Genomic DNA, 15,275 nt, shown 5'->3' with positions numbered 1-15,275 from the left:
TGACACCTCTAGTCAGGCCTTAATTCTAGTGAGCACAGGATTAAAAATGAGTGCTTTACTCTGTCGACAAAAGGATATTCATATAGTTCATAAGATGTCAAAAAAGATTGACCAATCATTGAACCAAATCGACACCAAGTCCCAGCAATTAAAGTCGATTACTCTTTAGAGAAGAGCAATCATAATGGATTCATGGTTAAATCTAAACCTGTTAAAAAACAAGTGTAGACTCATGATACTTTATAGTACTTTAAAACTTATATTTTTATCTCAACTTAATTCGACTACCAGCCTACAAAAGCCTTTAAGCAATGAATACAAAGAATATTTTAGCTGAGTTATTCTAGAAATAATCACTAATCAAAAAGATACAAGAAAATAATATTAATTATTTAGTTTGACGCAAAAATAGTGTGTTTAAAAATTAAGCATGTCTTCTATTCACTACATCTTCACATACTAATAATAGCTTATCAATGTTGACTATCTAAACATAACAACATGGCGATCTTAAATCGAGACAAATTTGACCAGAAGATTTTGAGTCTGGTTAATCAGGAACGATCTAAAGCCGGGTTGAATGCCTTAACTTTAAGTCAGAAATTAGATCAAGCAGCGGATGGACACTCCACCCGCATGGCGGCTGGTGATTTTTTCAGCCATACTGATCCGCAAACTGGAACGAGTGCAGGAGATCGGATTGAAGCTGCTGGATACACAGGTTGGTCGACATGGGGTGAAAATATTGCTGCAGGGCAGACTACGCCTGAAGCTGTCTTTCAGGGATGGATGCGCAGTTCAGGACATCGCGCGAATATCCTCAACTCAAGCTTTACCCATATGGGAGTGGGGTACCACTCTTTGAATAATGATACGGGAAGCGTCAATTATTCTCGTTATTGGACTCAAGTATTTGGTGCTGGTGCTGATCCAGGCAACTATGTCGCTCAAACAGATGGTCAAACCAATCCTGTGGCAAACAACCCACCTTCTGCAAACACTGCTACTGCAGGTAATGATCTGCTCAAGGGGACGAACAAACCCGACAAGATAGCGGGTTTGGGAGGAAATGACACGATCAAAGGAGCGAATGGAGCCGATACTTTATCTGGAGGTAGTGGTTCCGATTCTATCTACGGCCAAGCTGGGAATGATCTCCTGAGTGGAGGCGGGGGCAATGATCGGCTGAAGGGAGAATTAGGAAACGATCTGATTAGGGGGGGAAGCGGAAACGATTACCTCGAAGGAGGAGCAGGAAAGGACCGGCTTTTTGGAGAGATGGGCAAGGATCGACTTCGAGGTGGAAATAACCGGGATACTCTGGATGGCGCTCAAGGTAATGATTCTCTTTATGGCGATGGTGATAATGATCTGTTGCTAGGTAAAGATGGTAATGATCGCCTATATGGGGGCTCAGGACAAGATAAATTAGTCGGTCATAAAGGGAATGACACTATGTTTGGCGGCTTGGGAAATGACTCCCTCTATGGAGGAGATGGTCGGGATGTCTTGACTGGAATTGGTAGCAATTCCAGTGCTTCTAAATCTCAGAAAGATAAACTCAAAGGTGGATCGGGTGGCGATTTGTATATCCTAGGTAACCAATCCCAATCGTTTTATGATGACGGAAGAAATAACACCCTAGGAAAGGGAGATTACGCCCATATCGAAGGATATAAGGTTGCCGAAGGGGATCGCATCCTTTTGCATGGATCTGCCAGTGAGTATAGTTTGGGTTCATCGCCAACAGGCATTCCCTCTGGGCAGGCTATTTTCCTTAAAACACCTGGTATTGATGAACTGGTTGCGGTTGTCAGTGGCTCAAGTAATTTGAATTTGAACGGCTCAGGCTTTAATTACACTGCTTGAGTTTTAGCTCATTTGATAGGGAATACAGCTTGATGACTGACTGAAGTTCAAGCTGTATTCTCCATATCATCTGCATCCCAAGTAGTCTGTCATATACAGAGGTAGCTCAGCCTATCAGAATCTGCAATATCAACGTTACCTAGTTTTGGCGATAGTTCCAGTTGTCAAAAACGGACACATCCATTGTTTCTGAATCTATTCCGCACAACCCAGATTGATGGTTTTCGTCAAGCTAGGTCCCGTAGTCAGACCAGGCTGAATAAGAGTTGCGGTTAACTGCACTTCGGAATAGCACCGATACTCCGCTAAAAACGGAAACGAATAACTAAACTGATCATTGGCATTGATGGCAATAGATCGTGATTGCACCTGATTCCAAGCTGGGACAGGTCCCGTAGCAGGCGTATTATAGCCTTTGGCGTTGATAGCAAGCACTAAATTGGTTCCGGGCTGAGTTTCTTGGGTACCCGGTTTAACTTTGACCGAAATCAGTAAGTCCATTCCTAATCCGTAGGGATTCCAGGGCTGATTCAGGGGAACAAGCTGGTTCTTCAGCCGATTAAAAAGTTGCACATCGATGGCCTGGAGGACTGCATATGCGGAGGTTGGGCCTTGGGGAGTGGGAGCTGCTGAAGTCTGTGCAGGCACATCCGTCGTGGAGGGGGAAGATGCACTGGGAAAGACATCAGAAACCGTGTCTTCTCCCTGTAGGGGGGGGAGTGCATTACTATCGACGGGAGTTCCTGTCGAAGGGCTGGTGGTTGGAGGTGGGGCCACTAAAGGCTTTTCTAGCTCAGAAATGGCGAATTTGCCGACTATTTTATCGATGAGTGTGCCTCTTGAGGCTTCGCCATCGGAAACGAAGTCTCCATCAGTATCAATCAATACTGCGCCAACCGTAAATACACATTGCAGCTCCAGTCGATCGATGTCTTTGCGGGCCCGATATTGAATGTCTCCTCCAAGAGAACCGCATTCATTTTGACTTGTGCGTACGGGATCCGGGAAACGAGTTTTTAAGGGCTCGGTATAGCGAGATCGACGGGGCAGAGGCGGCAAAAACTGAGCTTCATCGCCTGGATACGGGAGAACATCGCGAGATAAACCATAGCGATCGCCTTTTTTGACTTCGGTGTCCCAACAGGCCACATTGACCTGTCGCCCACCCCGAGTGTTTTTGAATACATGAAGAGACAGAATGCGATCGCGGGTGCAATTCAGCTTCGCAGTCGGCCATTGGGTACGGAGAGTTTGCAAAAGCTGATCACAGGTTTGCTCAGTACCGCAATCTCCTTTAACAGTAGAGGATACAGCTGAATCAACGGTAGGTTCTGTAGGAGAGGAAGACTGAGCTAATATGGGTTGCCAAGGTGCCATCGCAAGTCCTAATCCCAACCCCAGCCAATGAAAAGTCTGCATAGTCTGTCCTTCCTGTGAGCAATATGTCCAGATGTGCCCGTATCGTAGATATCGTCTACGAATGACCTATTATTGTTCCGTAATTTACAGGGTTCAGGAACGATTACTCAATAAGTTTTGATAGGGCTAAATAAATTGGGTTAGCGTCCATTCCCTTCATAACGTCATAAACCGAATTGAACCCACCCAATCCTGACGTGAATGACCTCATCTTCATCCATCAACACCACCTAAAGCACGGCAATATTGACAGCCCCCTCATCGATCACCCGAAAGACTACCCCTGATGATTTCATCGAGATATAGATCTACAGATAAAGATCCGTGATTAGCTAGGCAGCTTGTGTACCCAAGGTTTTGCAATATTTGCCCATTAAGACAGTAATTTCATTGGGAGTCTGACTAAAGTACAGTAGCCCCTCATCGACCTGCTGAACTAAGTCATCAAATTGCTTGAAGAACCGTAGGTGTGTGCTGCGTTTTTTGAGTTTCTTCCACAAGAATTCAATTGGGTTGAAGTCAGGAGAATATGTGGGTAATTGGAAAGGAGTAAGGCGAGCGGATTGCTGGTCAAAGAACTGCTTAGTTGCTTTACTGGTGTGATATCTAGCCCCGTCCTGAATGAGAATAATATGCTTGTGAGTCTGCTGGAGTACTTGAGTTAGAAAAGCAGTATACCCTTCAGAATTGAAGCGTCCCGTCTGACCTTGATAGAAGAACTGACCAGAATGATAATCAATTAATCCAAACACCTTGTAAGCCTTCCGTTTACCACTGGTGGGCAATGTTGGCTGGTCTCCACGAAGACTCCAGGTGTAGCTTAACGACCCCCACTGCGCAAAACTGGCCTCATCCCCAAATAAAATTAGGGCATCTTTGGCTGCTGATAAACGCAAAATCTCAGGCCATTTGTGTGTCATCCATTCTTGTCGCTTGGCTTCATTGAGATGAGCTGCAACAAACCGTGCTCTTTGAAATGAAAAGCCTAAGTTCCTCAGTAGAGTACTCACATAATGGGGATGATAGGAAACATTGAAGCGTTTCGCAATCAGGTCTTGAACCATTAATGCACTCCAACAACCACACTCGTATCCAGCTTTGAGCGGACCTGCTTTAATCCATGACTTGAGCTGTTGTCGTTGCCGTGGAGTGAGTTTGCTGCGACGTCCTTGAGACGCTTTGTATCTAAAGCTAGCGATACCTCGTTTTAGAAATGCATGCAGATAATCCCTGATCGTTTGTTCGCCTAGTGCCAATGTTTCAGCTACCTGTGCCACTGAACCACCTTGACCAAGCTGCAATAAAGCACTAATACGTTTGACCAGACGTAAATTCTGACTCCCGTATGCCTGGCGCAGTTTAGCTTCAATCTTTTTGCGTGTTGATTGGGTAAAGCGCAGTTTGAATTGTGCGAGCATACTGGATGACCTCTGATAATCTTGAAATCCTTGCCAGAGCTAAGAGTATCAGGAGCTAGTTACTATATTTAATGAAGATGTAGTGTCGCTAAAACCACGGATGCTTTTCTGAAGATCTATAGCACAAAAAACACCCTCAGAACTCTGTGAGTGAGTCCAGATACTTCCACCTAACTACTCTCATTAGAGTGCTACCGACTAGGATTCAATCGGTAATCTTTCAACTGTTTGAGATATTGTTCCGCTTTTTTGCTTTCAGTAATGTCACGACAAACAGCCACCATACTCCCATAGTCTGTAAGCGTTAACGAAATCTCCTGAGCAAAAGTAGACCCGTCTTTTCTAGTAGCCGTTGCTTCTCCAAACCATGAACCTATTTGCTTCATCTGAGGGAATATCTCGCCCTCAAAACGTTGGTTCTCCTGAGTGGAATATAAATTGGTCCAAGGTTGACCCACTAGCTCGACCGGATCTGCATAACCAAATAATGTGAGGTAGCCTTGATTGACATAGAGATAGGCCCCTTCTTGCACAATCGCAATACCATCGATGACGGCCTCTATTGCAGCCAGTTGCTGATTGATAATGACTTCAGCATCCCGGCGTTCTTTGCGATTATGGGCTTCTCTAACCTCACGCTGAACCGCCTCTGACAATCGGGCGAGATTATCTTTCATCAAATAATCGTGAGCACCCGCTTTCATCATTTCCACGGCGGATTCTTCACCGATGACTCCTGAGACCACAATGAACGGTATGTCTAGCTCTGATTGTTGAACCATTTCCAGAGCTGCTGGTGCATCAAAGCCTGGCAAATGGTAATCCGCAATGATCACGTCCCAAGCGTGTTCCCTAAGCAAAGTCCGAAGAGACTCCGCAGACTGCACTCGTTGCCAATGAAGGCGAAGACCACCAGATTTTAATGTGCGAATAACCAATAGCGCATCATCTTCAGAATCTTCAATAAGAAGAACATTAAGCGGTTCATTCCTAGTCATAGACCTTCTGTTTTCAATAATGTCTCGTTGTTTCGAACCCGATACTACATCAACTCGAATCCTGCATTCATCAGTTGATGAACGAATAGCTATTAGCCTTAGAGTGATTGTTTTGAATGCCCACATCTTTGCTAGATGAACTTAGGCATTTTGCAGACAACCATCCAGTTTATTTATCCACTCGGATAGAGTTCAATATCTTTAATCTAAGAACCTTAAAGTACAACAGCATAAAGCTGTCCAGTGGATCAGAGATACATAAAACATTCCATTTTTCTGTATCATTTCGCGTAATCAGCATAGAGGCGGCTAAACTACTCTGTTTCCATGTTCGTATCATGAAGATCATTATTCACTAACTAAATCAGACCAATCACGACTGTTATTGTATAACATCTTCTTAACGCTTGACATAGGAGAAAAGCAGCAAAAATATTTACATTTTCTAATAGCAGCTTGATATCATAAATATTCCTTTATCAGATAGATCTTTTTAAGCTATTTTATCTCTAGCAAGAGAAATAAATCCAGCCTCTGATTGCGTAGGATAAATACAAGAAAGCAATATGATTAAAGACATTTAATAATTAAACTTTGTGCCATAACAAGCCGAAAATTCTTAACGGCTGATATCTATCGCTATTTCTAAGAGATGGACAAGTGATTAAGCTTAAATCTACCAATAAAGATAGATATAATTAAAATAAAGCAGAAAATCAATAGTATATAGCGACTAAAGAGTAAATATACCTAAAAAATTTACTTAATAAAGATTATAAAGCTGGATTTAGTTTACTTACTATTGTCAAAATCAAACAAAATGAGGTATTTACCTATGGAGATCCATCAATAACTAGACTTAGAATTCAATCTATCGAATAAGTATTCTAGTAATATCTTCATACTCATTTAGCAAGAATATTGAAAATCTTTAAAAGATAAAATATATATACAATCTTGTTGACTACCCTCTCTTGTAAATATACTAAAATGGCTTTTCAGTACATAGTCTTAAGCACATCAATATCAATATTATTGGCTTACTGACTTGAGTTGCATTTGGGGGATATAAACGCTCAATCATGGAAAAACAGACTGCTAAAAGATCTGGATTTCAGGAAGAGCAAACCTGGCAAAAAGCCATCCTAGATAGTGCTGACTTCACGATCATTGCAACAGATACCCAAGGTATTATCCAAACCTGTAATGCCGGAGCACTCAAGCAACTGGGCTATACTGCCGAAGAGATCATTGGCAAAGTCACCCCAGCCATCATTCATGATCCTCAGGAAATTGAACAAAGAGCCCAGCAGCTCTCTCAGGAACTAGGCTACGTCATCCAACCTGGTTTTGAAGTTTTCACGACCAAAGCCCGATTAGGCATGCCTGATGAAAACCTTTGGACCTATATCCGCAAGGATCAAAGCCGCTTTCCTGCTCGCTTATCTGTGACTGCCTTATATGATGAGGCCGGAAATTTGACGGGCTTTTTGGGTATGGCCAAGGACATCACAGAACAACAGCAGGTTGAACAATCTCTCCGAGCAAGTGAAGCCCGATTTGCTAAAGCTTTTGAGCATGCAGCGATTGGGATAGCCCTCGTCTCACCAGAAGGTCGTTGGCTAAAAGTCAATGCGTCGGTTTGCAATATCACAGGCTACTCTGAATCAGAATTACTGGCCCTCACCTTCCAGAACATCACCCATCCCGAGGACCTAGACGTTGACTTGGAGACGATAAACCAACTGCTAGCCGGTGAGATTGACCACTGCCACTTAGAAAAACGATATATCCACAAACAAGGCCATGAGGTATGGATCTCCCTCAGTGTTTCGCTGGTGTCTCAGGAGGATGGTAGTCCTCTCCATTTCGTTGCTCAGATCCAAGACATCAGTCAGCGGAAACAAGCTGAGGCAGACCTAATACCAATTTGTGTTTTGGGATGTAATTTAGATAGGATCTAATCCTATGTTCATTCCATAAGTATATGAGTCGAGTTAGTACAGTTAAACCGCATCTAACAGTGGATGAGGTGAAAGACAAAATTGCTACGGCTCCGACTGCCCGCTGTCAGCAAAAATGGATGATTATTTATAACGCCCTGGTAGATCCTCGCCCAGCTATCGAAATAGCCACGCATACTGCTACTAGTCTTCGAACGGTCCATCAGGTGATTTCCGCTTACAATCGCCTAGGAGCAGCAGCAATTGCTCCTAGGGCTAAACGGAAGAAGAATCCCGGTGCTTATCTGAGTATCGAAGAAGAGATTGAATTTTTAGAATCGTTTATTGAACGTGCTCAACAAGGTCATTTAACAACGGTTCAAGAGATCCAAACGGCCTTTGAGACTAAAGTGGAGACGTCAGTGGCACCCAGTACTATCTATCGTTTGCTAGACCGACACGGATGGCGCAAACTCATGCCTCGTCCGTCCCATCCCAATGGAAACAAAGCGGCACGAGAGGCTTTTAAAAAAACTTTCGGGGGCTGGTCCAAACCGCTGTAGCAGATCGCTCAGCTGAAGACCAACGTCCCATTGTGATCATGGCAGCAGACGAAGGGCGCTTTGGTCGTCTAGGGCAAGTAAGAAGAGCTTGGTGTGCTCCTGGAATTCGACCCGAAAGTGGGCAGCAGCTTGTCCGTGAATATCTCTATGGCTATGTTGCTGTTGCTCCTGCGTTAGGAAAGATGAGTGCTTTAGTCTTACCCTTTTCCAATACTCAGATGATGAACTTATTCCTAGCACAAGTGGCGGATGAATTTTCAGACTATTTTGTGGTGATGCAGGTCGATGGAGCGTCTTACCACACCGGAAAGAAGCTCGTCATTCCAGACAATATACGCTTGATTGTTCAGCCTCCTCGAAGTCCACAACTCAATGCTGTAGAGCATATCTGGGAGGAGGTGAAAGAAAAGCACTTCTACAATCAGGTTTTTGATTCTTTAGATGAGGTATCCGATACCTTGTGCAAGGGACTCAAAGAACTCATGGATTTACCCGATAGGCTGACTTCTATGACCAATTTTCCTCATATGAGAATTACGATTTAAAACGCAAATTGGTATAAAGCACTTAAATCTTGGCCTAGAGCAACTCGTTCATGAACGGACAAATCAACTGGAAAAAGCATTCGCAAAATTGAAAATTTCGGAAGCGAGCTACCAGGATCTTTATGAAAATGCTCCAGATATGTATGTATCTGTAGACGCCCACACTAGTAAGATTTTGCAATGCAATCAAACCTTATGTGATGTATTAGATTTAGGTAAAAATGAACTGATAGATCGGTCAATATTTGATGTTTATCATCCAGATTGTCACTCCCAAGTAGAATTCGCATTTCAGACTTTTGTCGCCACAGGGGAGGTTCAGGATGCTCAGCTACAACTCCAACGCAAAGATGGCAGCAAGTTAGACGTTAGCCTCAATGTCCGAGCCGTCCGAGATGAGGCTGGGAATGTCTTATATAGCCGTTCGAGCTGGCGAGATATTACCGATCGAAAACGGCTGGAAGCCCAGTTGCAGCAGGTCAATACAGAGTTAGAACAGCGTGTTCAAAAACGGACTAAAGAACTACGAATTACCAATCAATCCCTCAGGCAGAGTCAGGAACAACTAGAGTTCGCATTAGAGGCTTCTGGAGACGGTTGGTGGGATTGGCGGATCCTCTCGGGAGATATGTATTGGAGCCCACTCTTTTATCAGATGTTGGGGTTTGAGGATGGAGAAATGCCAGCCTCGTATGAAACTTGGGAGCGCTTGGTCCATCCTGAAGATCTGCCTTGGGTGATCGATCTGCTCAAAGCCCACTTGCAAGATCGTTCAGTGTCCTATGTCTTTGATTACCGAGTGCTCGCTAAATCAGGACAATGGAAATGGATTGCCGCGATGGGAAAGGTTGTGGAATGGGATGCCCAGGGCCAACCTCTGCGCATGGCTGGGATGCACCATGATATTAGTGAGCGCAAACAAGCTGAAGCTGAACGACTGCAAGCAGAGAACATTCGCAAAGAACTCACGTTATTAGAGCAGATTCTCGATGATGTTCTTGCAGGATATTGGGATTGGGATATTCCGAGGCATCATGAATACCTCAGCCCTGGATTTAAACGAATGCTGGGCTATCAGGATCACGAATTGCCAAATACCCCTGAAAGCAGGCAGAGCCTAATCTTTTCAGAAGACTTGCCGGTGATGTTGGAGTGTCTGGACAACCATTTCCAGAGTCGAGGTGAAACGCCTTTCTATCATGAAGGTCGATACCGTCATAAAGATGGTTCAACGGTATGGATCATTAGTTCTGGGCAAGTGATCGAGTGGAATGCAGTCGGACAGCCCCTGAGGATGATTGGCTGTCATGTAGACCTCAGTGATCGCATACTAGCTGAAGAACAAAGCAGGCAGTATGCAGCCCAACTAGAAGCTTCTAACCGAGAATTGGAAGCGTTTGCCTACTCTGTTTCTCACGACTTACGAGCCCCCCTCCGAGCCATAGATGGTTTTAGTCGCGCACTCCTCGAAGATTATGAGGATCTCTTTAATGATGAAGCGAATGACTACTTCGATCGCATTCGGAATAATGTGACTCGCATGAGTCAACTGATCGATGGCTTACTCGATTTATCACGGGTCTCCCGCTCACAAATTCACTATACTTCTGTCAACCTCAGTACTTTGGCGCAAGAGGTAATAGACCAACTGCAAGCAGCAGAACCAGAACGGCAAGTGAATGTTCAGATTATGCCGGATGAGGCTATCTCTGCTGATGCCACATTGATGCGAGTTATCCTCACAAATCTACTCCAGAATGCCTGGAAGTTTACCCATCACCATGCCACTGCTCATATTGAGTTTGGCTTGGGTAATCACAAGGGTGAACTGACCTACTTTGTCCGAGATGATGGAGCAGGATTTGATATGACTTATGCTCAGAAGCTTTTTGGTGTTTTCCAGCGGTTACATAGTACCCATGAATTCCCAGGAACTGGGATTGGACTCGCCTCGGTGCAACGGGCTGTTCATCGTCATGGCGGAACCGTTTGGGCAGAAGCCGCTCCAGAGCAAGGTGCTACTTTTTACTTCACCGTTCCCAGTTCACATTCTCACTATAGGAATAAAGATCATGGTCCTACCTCGTCCCATCTTGTTAGTGGAGGATAATCCAGATGACGAGCAGCTTACGCTACGGGCTTTGAAACGGAGCAAGGTAACCAATCCAATTATCATTGCCCGAGATGGCGCAGAAGCTTTGGAGGTCCTCTTTGCGGCGGATCCGCTGCCAAGTCTAATATTGCTGGATTTAAAGTTACCCAAAATTGATGGGTTAGAGGTATTGCAACGCATTCGTTCCGACCAGCGTATGGAACTTTTACCTGTGGTAATTCTTACCTCTTCTAGCGAACAACGGGACATTATTGAAAGCTATCAACTCAAGGCCAATAGCTATGTGCGCAAGCCTGTGGACTTTGAGCAATTTACCGATGCTGTATCCCAGTTAGGGTTGTATTGGTTGCTAATCAATGAGACGTTACCGAAGGATTTATGACGGTGGGTGAGTCTCTCCAGGTTCTTCTCATTGAAGATTCAGAAGATGATGCGCTCTTAGCCATTCGCGCCTTAAAATCCAGTCATCTTCGTCTCGATTGGCAACGAGTGCAAACGGTTGAGTCTTTTTGTGCTCTGCTAAAGGATCAGACTTGGGATGTGATCATTGCAGATTATCATTTGCCAGGCTTTGATGCGCCTGCAGCCCTGGAAATGGTTCAAAAATCTGATCTTGATATTCCTTTTATTGTTATTTCGGGAGCTATCGGTGAAGCGGCAGCCGTAGAAATGATGAAAGCGGGGGCCCACGATTACTTCATGAAGGATAATCTGACCCGATTGGCTGAGGCCATTCGGCGTGAAGTTCGAGATGCCAAAGTTCGTCAGGAGCATCGCGATGCTGAGGTTATTTTAAAGCAACAACAGGCTGCAATAGAAGCCGTCATTGATGGCATTGCAATTGTGAAAGCGGGCACCTATCTCTATCTGAATCATGCTTACCTTGAGCTATTTGGCTATGAAGATTCGACTGAACTAGTGGGTAAATCCTGGCACTCTTTATATATTGCTGAAGACGTAAAGCGGCTTGAGAACGAGATATTTCCCTTATTAGCCCAGGAACAGTCATGGCGAGGAGAGGCGATAGCCATTCGAAAAGATGGGTCTACCTTTGCTCAAGAAATTTCTTTGACCCTCACAGAGGATGGGACGATAGTTTCTGTTTGCCGCGATATCACTCAGCGCAAACAGACGGAACAGCAACTGAAGCAGTTAAATGCTGATCTCCTTTTTTCGAATCAAGAACTGGGACAATTTGCCTATGTCGCCTCCCACGACTTACAAGAGCCATTGCGCAAGATTAGGAGTTTTGCTGAATTACTCTCCGAACGATATCAAGATCAATTGGATGATGTAGCCGATCGATATATCAGCTACATCACCAATGGGGCCATCCGCTTGCAAGGGTTAATTGATGATCTATTGAGCTATTCTCGGATCAGTCAAGCTGAGTTTAATGTCCAGGAAACCAATCTTGAGATTCTCTTACAGCAAGTGACATCGGATTTAGAAACGCTGATAGAGGCCAGAGGTGTGATTATTTCAATGGATCCTTTGCCTACTGTTTTGGCGAATCCCATACAAATACAACAGCTCTTTCAGAACCTGCTTTCTAACGCTATTAAATATTGCCAAGCTGAGGTTCCTAAAATTCATATTGGCATCACTCAAGCACATGGGACTTGGACAATCGCCATTAAAGACAATGGAATTGGCATTGATCCTCAATTTTCTGAACGGATTTTTGTAATTTTCCAGCGTTTACACAATCGAAATACGTACACGGGCACAGGGATTGGTTTGGCTATTTGCAAGAAAATTATTGAACGACATGGGGGGCAAATTTGGGTGGACTCACAAGAAGGTCAAGGGTCAACCTTTTTCTTTTCTTTGCCTAGTAGTTGTGATATTTGACCCCATCAATGCCATCGAAACGGCCATTTCCCATGATCTAATTCAGTACTGATGTCATCGCCTTTTGGATGCTTACTGAGCATGGCGTTGGAAATAAGAATGGGGTTTGAAATCCATATTCTTGGCCACGAGTATGGTGGGAAATGCTTGCAATGACTGGTTGTGGGCTTGGACGGCTTGGTTGTAGCGCATACGTTCGGTGGCGATGCGATTTTCAGTCCCAGCAATTTCGTACTGGAGGTTGATAAATAATTCGCTGGACTGGAGAGAGGGATTGCGAGTGGCGATGGTTTGGAAGTTTGCGATGGCCGCAGGCCGGTCGGAGACTATCGCATCCTGCATCGCCCCATTTGCCGCTTGTTGCTGCGCCATCGTCTCTGCCTGGGAAAGCCCGGGCGCGGGTCAGCTCCTGTATCATTTCCTTCTCAGTGCTGGCGTAGGACTGGGCCATCTGGGTGAGTTGAGGAATAAGGTCGGCACGGCGCTGGAGTTGGTTTTCGACCTGTGCCCATTTGCCCTCAACCGTGGACTTAGCAGCGTTGAGATGGTTGTAGGTCCCTCCGAACCACAGTGTTCCGAGTAGGGTTACGGTAGTTGCGATCGCACCTCCCAACTTCAGTTGTTGCCGCCGAGTGGCCTGACGTTGCTTGGCTTCTGCTTGCTCTTGCTGAAGCTGTTGGTAAGCCTGCTGAATCAGCTCTGGCGGGATTTGGGCCTCAGAACCCGCACCCATCAGTTGTTCGAGAGAAAAACCATCTGCCTCCGTTTCTTGGAGATACAGTTGGCCTACTTTTTCTAAAACAATCGGCACCCAGTCTTCAGGAATGATGTTATTGGAATTCATAAGCACTCAAGGTAAGGCTTTTCAGAAAAATCTAGACAAAAGATAGCTACGAACTAATACCGATTCATTAATTGATAGAACTCGGAGGGAGTATTCGTGTGAGATTCAGAGGTCTGATCGCAGCAAACACATCGACTTGTAATTAGCGTTTCCCCATCAGTGAACCATCTTGGACGTCGAAGAACCTGAATCGTTTGACGCACAACATAGGCCTCACATTCACTACAATGTCCAAACTTTTCGGATTTCACAACTTCGTGAAATAGACGAATGTTGAAGTCGCTCTCTGGGTGAACAAAGCTACACGTTGGACATTCCCAACCCACATAGCGAGTACTTTTAAGCATTTTGGCTGCTGTTTCTGCTGGTTTTAGATAGCTATCTACGGTTTTAGAATCTAGACATTGCATCAAACCATGACAGGACTGGCACCGTACCTCCGTGTAACGAGTCAGCGATCGCAACAGGAGTAACATCCCTGCCCAAGCACCACTAAAAGCAGTGATGAGGTAGAAGATTAATGCAGTCTCGAAACCAGGAACTTTGAAGACCCGTGCCACAATCAGCACTAAAGTAAAAGCGACCAAACTACTGCGGAACAGCCCACGAAAAAGAAGCATAGCTTCGCTTCCCCTGGGGTCTTTGTGTTTCACGCAGTACCAAAGTTCATACCCCAACCAAACCCCAAGCCAGCACAGCAAAAATCCTTGGAATTGATTCATTTGGACTGGATGGACAAAAGACCACGTCACCCCTACCGCTGAATATAGACCAAAGAGAATCCACCAACTTTGAATGAGTGGGTTAGTAAAGTGCATTCCCTTGTAGATGGAGGTCGGTTGTTCTGGATAAACTGATGCATAGCCTGTAAGTAACCAATACGTTATCGATCCCCACATCAGTCGCAATCTACTACCTTGCTTGAATAAGGTTGTCCGACCCACTGGAGACAGCTGCAGAACTTGACTTTTACGGAATAGACTCATCAACACAACCGCTGGAGTCATGACCAATACAGCAATAGCAATACTCGACAGAACTGAAGTGATCAAGAACCAAGCCATATCCCGTATCGCTATCTCCATCTCCAGCATGAAAGGATCGGGTAGGTACGACAGGGGTGTTCCGTAGTCCTCTAATGTCCTTTCTTGCCGATATTTTTGGATTTCGTTTTCAAGAATCTGAAGCACTGTCTGGGTGCCATTGACAATACCCTCATCAAATTCACGCTGCTCTAAGTAGGGATTGATCTGGGTCTGAATAATGTTGTCCACCCTTGCATCAGGGAGGATGAGCTGTACCCCTTCTCCTCTTTGGATTTCTGCACGAAGATCATCCTTAGATATCAGCAATAAAATGCCGTTGTTGAACCTATGCTTACCAATTTCCCACGTTTCAAAAAGCGATGCTGCAAACTCCTCTAACGAAGCTGAGGGCTTTATATCCGGCACTGTTACCACTATCACTTCAAAGCTGTGCTTGGCCTTGGCAACAATGATTTGGTTCAGCTTTGCTTCACTCTCCTGACTGAGGATATCCGCACTATCCATAACCCAATGGTTGTCCTGGCGTGGATTAGGTACTTCAGATACGGGAATGGCCCGACTCGGTGTTAGGGAAGATATCGAAAGAAATAGGCTGAAACTCAACGCCAAGATGAATGTCAGCAGCGAACTTTCTCGCTTTTTTAGTCTGGTGAGAAACATATT

Annotated in this window: 13 protein-coding genes; 7 read left to right on the top strand and 6 right to left on the bottom strand. The window is 44.8% G+C overall.

Annotation, left to right across the window (positions count from 1 at the left end):
- Positions 1-501: 501 nt before the first annotated feature.
- Positions 502-1,869, top strand: a complete 1,368-nt coding sequence (locus tag I1H34_RS06210; protein WP_212664831.1) for a CAP domain-containing protein — start codon at positions 502-504, stop codon at positions 1,867-1,869.
- A 195-nt stretch (positions 1,870-2,064) separates the two neighbouring features.
- On the opposite strand, the gene I1H34_RS06205 is transcribed toward I1H34_RS06210, so the two are convergent.
- From I1H34_RS06205 to I1H34_RS06195, 3 genes are all read right to left on the bottom strand, one after another.
- Positions 2,065-3,288, bottom strand: coding sequence for a hypothetical protein (locus I1H34_RS06205; protein ID WP_212664830.1), 1,224 nt, complete (start codon positions 3,286-3,288; stop codon positions 2,065-2,067).
- 332 nt (positions 3,289-3,620) lie between these two features.
- Complete coding sequence (locus I1H34_RS06200; RefSeq protein WP_212662243.1) at positions 3,621-4,706, bottom strand: IS630 family transposase; 1,086 nt, start codon at positions 4,704-4,706, stop codon at positions 3,621-3,623.
- Positions 4,707-4,897: 191 nt separating this feature from the next.
- Positions 4,898-5,704, bottom strand: coding sequence for a PAS domain-containing response regulator (locus I1H34_RS06195; RefSeq protein WP_212664829.1), 807 nt, complete (start codon positions 5,702-5,704; stop codon positions 4,898-4,900).
- A gap of 1,082 nt (positions 5,705-6,786) precedes the next feature.
- Here I1H34_RS06195 and I1H34_RS06190 point away from each other — a divergent pair.
- The 6 genes from I1H34_RS06190 (at position 6,787) to I1H34_RS06165 (ending at position 12,722) form a co-directional block, all read left to right on the top strand.
- Entirely contained in the window at positions 6,787-7,668 is an 882-nt protein-coding gene (locus I1H34_RS06190) for a PAS domain-containing protein (protein ID WP_212664828.1), read from the top strand.
- A 23-nt stretch (positions 7,669-7,691) separates the two neighbouring features.
- Positions 7,692-8,210 carry a helix-turn-helix domain-containing protein gene (locus tag I1H34_RS06185; RefSeq protein WP_212662770.1) on the top strand — a complete coding sequence of 173 codons (519 nt, stop codon included), beginning with the start codon at positions 7,692-7,694 and terminating at the stop codon, positions 8,208-8,210.
- A gap of 38 nt (positions 8,211-8,248) precedes the next feature.
- Positions 8,249-8,755 (top strand): transposase, encoded by a 507-nt coding sequence (locus I1H34_RS06180; protein WP_212662769.1) that lies wholly within the window; start codon positions 8,249-8,251, stop codon positions 8,753-8,755.
- Positions 8,756-8,894: 139 nt separating this feature from the next.
- Positions 8,895-10,865: a PAS domain-containing sensor histidine kinase gene (locus tag I1H34_RS06175; protein ID WP_249369858.1), complete on the top strand. Its 1,971-nt coding sequence runs from the start codon at positions 8,895-8,897 to the stop codon at positions 10,863-10,865.
- Positions 10,828-11,250 (top strand): response regulator, encoded by a 423-nt coding sequence (locus I1H34_RS06170; protein ID WP_212664826.1) that lies wholly within the window; start codon positions 10,828-10,830, stop codon positions 11,248-11,250. Before I1H34_RS06175 ends, I1H34_RS06170 begins: the two co-directional genes overlap by 38 nt.
- Positions 11,251-11,252: 2 nt before the next feature.
- On the top strand, positions 11,253-12,722 hold the full coding sequence (locus I1H34_RS06165; protein ID WP_212664825.1) for a sensor histidine kinase: 1,470 nt from the start codon (positions 11,253-11,255) through the stop codon (positions 12,720-12,722).
- Positions 12,723-12,794: 72 nt separating this feature from the next.
- On the opposite strand, the gene I1H34_RS32720 is transcribed toward I1H34_RS06165, so the two are convergent.
- The 3 genes from I1H34_RS32720 to I1H34_RS06150 are packed head-to-tail and all read right to left on the bottom strand — an operon-like array spanning position 12,795 to position 15,272.
- On the bottom strand, positions 12,795-13,052 hold the full coding sequence (locus I1H34_RS32720; protein ID WP_283250064.1) for a LemA family protein: 258 nt from the start codon (positions 13,050-13,052) through the stop codon (positions 12,795-12,797).
- Positions 12,937-13,566 (bottom strand): LemA family protein, encoded by a 630-nt coding sequence (locus tag I1H34_RS32715; RefSeq protein WP_212664824.1) that lies wholly within the window; start codon positions 13,564-13,566, stop codon positions 12,937-12,939. The genes I1H34_RS32720 and I1H34_RS32715 overlap by 116 nt, the downstream gene beginning before the upstream one ends.
- Positions 13,567-13,619: 53 nt before the next feature.
- Positions 13,620-15,272, bottom strand: a complete 1,653-nt coding sequence (locus I1H34_RS06150; RefSeq protein ID WP_212664823.1) for a TPM domain-containing protein — start codon at positions 15,270-15,272, stop codon at positions 13,620-13,622.
- Positions 15,273-15,275: the final 3 nt, after the last annotated feature.

The organism is Acaryochloris marina S15 (assembly GCF_018336915.1).
Lineage (GTDB): Bacteria > Cyanobacteriota > Cyanobacteriia > Thermosynechococcales > Thermosynechococcaceae > Acaryochloris > Acaryochloris marina_A.
This window is presented reverse-complemented; position numbering and strand designations above follow the sequence as displayed.